The following is a 2,491-nucleotide window of genomic DNA, read 5'->3' on the forward strand; positions in this document are numbered from 1 at the left end:
GGCACGCCCGGCCGAATTCCGCGACCACGGGCGCCAGCGGCGAAGCGCCGCATTTCAAGAAAGATTGCCTTTAAGAGGCTTTCAAAAGTAAAATTCCTTTAAACCTCGCCCCGAAGGGGCGACGGGCCTGCGAGGCCGGAATTTGCCCGGCCGAGCCTGCCGCGAAGCGGCGGCATCGGCCGGGCAAATTCCGGCCTCGCCGACGCACTCCCGCCAACCGACCACCCTCCCATCCGGCTGCGCCAGTGGGGGGGACCGGGGGGGATCATCCCCCCCGGCCGCCGGAGGCATTCCCCTTGCCCCTTGCCCGCGCTCCAATCCCATCCACTCGTTCCCTTTCCCCTTACCTTCCTCCCACGCCATGAATGGCGAACCGTTCCCGTTTGGCCGCCTTGGCGGTTTCCCAGTCCGGTTCCCGCCAGTCGAGGGGCGTCTGTCGGCTGGGGCTGACGAGCACGGGCGAGCCGGGGAATCCGGCCACATCGACCTGGACGTTGCCGGCTACGGCTTTGGCCTTGGGGTTGAAGGAGGCGACGAAGGCGGCGGCGTCGGCTATGGCGTCGGCGTCCCAGTCGCTGTCGGGCAGGGGTCGGGCGACGCCGAGGGGGCCGGGCAGGTAGCGGACCTTGAAGACGAGGTCGCCGGGGGCGAGGGATTTTTCCAGGCGGTCGTTGTCGGACTGGTTGCGTCCAATGGCGATCCATCGGTTGCCGCTCCAGAACTGGCGACCGATGTTGGCCAGGTCGAAGTCGGCGGGCGCTGGCGCGGGCTTGTGGATGAACAGCGGAAAGAAGCGTTTGGCCGAGGGTTCCTCGGTGAGCAGGCAGCCGCCGGCCGGGGTGGGGATTTCGGGCAGGGCGTAGTGGGCGGCCAGGGCGAGCTGGTCCTTGCGGCCGCGTCCGCTGATGGCGTGCAGGCGTTGCCGGTCCACGAGGCCCGAGGTTTCGGGTTCGGTTTCGGGCAGGCGCTTGGCGCAAAGGGGGCGCAGCAGGATGCCCTTGGTGCCCGAGTCGCGGATGATGATGTTGAGCGCGTCCAGGCGTTGGGACATGGGGCGCTGGCCGAGGACTTCGCCGGAGATGATAAACGACGCGCCATGCTCGGCCAGGAGTTCCTTGGCCTTGCGCAGCATGAGGATTTTGCAGTCCACGCAGGGGTTGAGGATTTTCCCCAGGCCGTGGGCGGGGCCGGCGGCCATCATGTCCACATAGGCGTCGGAGACGTCCACGGGTACGATGTCGAGGCCGTACATGGCGCGCCAGCGTTCGATCTTGCCGGGCTTGCCGAAGAAGGGGCTGACGAAGTGCAGGCACAGGACGTCGAGCCCTTGCTCGGCGATGGTCTTGGCGGCGAGTATGCTGTCGAGGCCCCCGGAGAAAAGGGCCAGGGCGTGGTAGGATTTCATGCGGCGTAGCTAAAGCGTCGCCGCGCGGCTGGCAAGCGCCTTGTCGCGCCCCGTTGAAGTTGCCGGGCGGCAAGGATTTTGCTATGGAACCGCACTTGCGCCCCATACACTTTATCAGGAGCACGGCGACATGGCCCGCAAGCCCGCACAATCCCCGGAAGATTTCCGCAACGAAGCCCTGGCCACCGCGCTGACCACCATCGAGCGCAAGCACGGGCAGGGCGCGGTCATGCGTCTGGAAGACGCCGCCCATGTGAAGATTCCGGCCATCCCCACCGGCTCCATCGGCCTGGACCTGGCCCTTGGCATCGGCGGCATCCCCAAGGGACGCATCACCGAGATCTACGGCCCGGAATCCTCGGGCAAGACCACGCTGGCCCTGCACATCATCGCCGAGTCGCAAAAGCTCGGCGGCACGGCCGCGTTCATCGACGCCGAACACGCCCTGGACGTCAACTACGCCAGACGCCTGGGCGTCAACACCCCGGAACTGCTCATCTCCCAGCCCGACTTCGGCGAACAGGCGCTGGACATCGCCGACCTGCTCGTGCGCTCGGGGGCCGTGGACATCATCGTCATCGACTCCGTGGCCGCGCTCATTCCGCAAGCCGAACTCGAAGGCGAGATGGGCGAGACGCAGGTGGGCGGCCAGGCCCGGCTCATGTCCCACGCCATGCGCAAACTGACCGGCACCATTCATAAATCCAACACCTCGGTCATCTTCATCAACCAGATCCGTATGAAGATCGGCATGACCGGCTACGGCAGCCCGGAAACCACCACCGGCGGCAACGCGCTCAAGTTCTACGCCAGCGTGCGCCTGGACATCCGCAAGATCCAGACGCTCAAGGACAAGGAAGAAACCTACGGCAGCCGCTGCCGCGTGAAGGTGGTCAAAAACAAGGTCGCGCCGCCGTTTCGTGAGGCGCTCTTCGACATCCTCTACGGCACGGGCGTGTCCCGCGAGGGCGAACTCATCGACATGGGCGTGGAAGCCGGCATCGTGGACAAGTCCGGGGCCTGGTTCTCCTTCGGCTCGGAACGCCTGGGCCAGGGCCGCGACAACGTGCGCGCCTTCCTCCAGGA

Annotated in this window: 2 protein-coding genes; one reads left to right on the forward strand and one right to left on the reverse strand. The window is 66.4% G+C overall.

Annotated elements, in window-relative coordinates:
- Nucleotides 1–343: 343 nt before the first annotated feature.
- Nucleotides 344–1,405, reverse strand: coding sequence for a tRNA(5-methylaminomethyl-2-thiouridylate) methyltransferase (locus tag Q1K70_RS08470; RefSeq protein WP_300157820.1), 1,062 nt, complete (start codon nt 1,403–1,405; stop codon nt 344–346).
- A 130-nt stretch (nt 1,406–1,535) separates the two neighbouring features.
- On the opposite strand from Q1K70_RS08470, the gene recA reads away from it, so the two are divergent.
- Nucleotides 1,536–2,491, forward strand: a 956-nt coding sequence (gene recA / locus Q1K70_RS08475) for a recombinase RecA (protein ID WP_300157822.1), incomplete at its 3' end; no start/stop codon positions are given.

Origin of the sequence: Solidesulfovibrio sp. (assembly GCF_029978005.1) — a bacterium.
Classification (GTDB): domain Bacteria; phylum Desulfobacterota; class Desulfovibrionia; order Desulfovibrionales; family Desulfovibrionaceae; genus Solidesulfovibrio.

Excerpts from the sequence above, each read along its gene's own strand:
- Q1K70_RS08470 (WP_300157820.1), bottom strand. The coding sequence starts at position 1,405 with ATGAAATCCTACCACGCCCTGGCCCTTTTCTCCGGGGGCCTCGACAGC.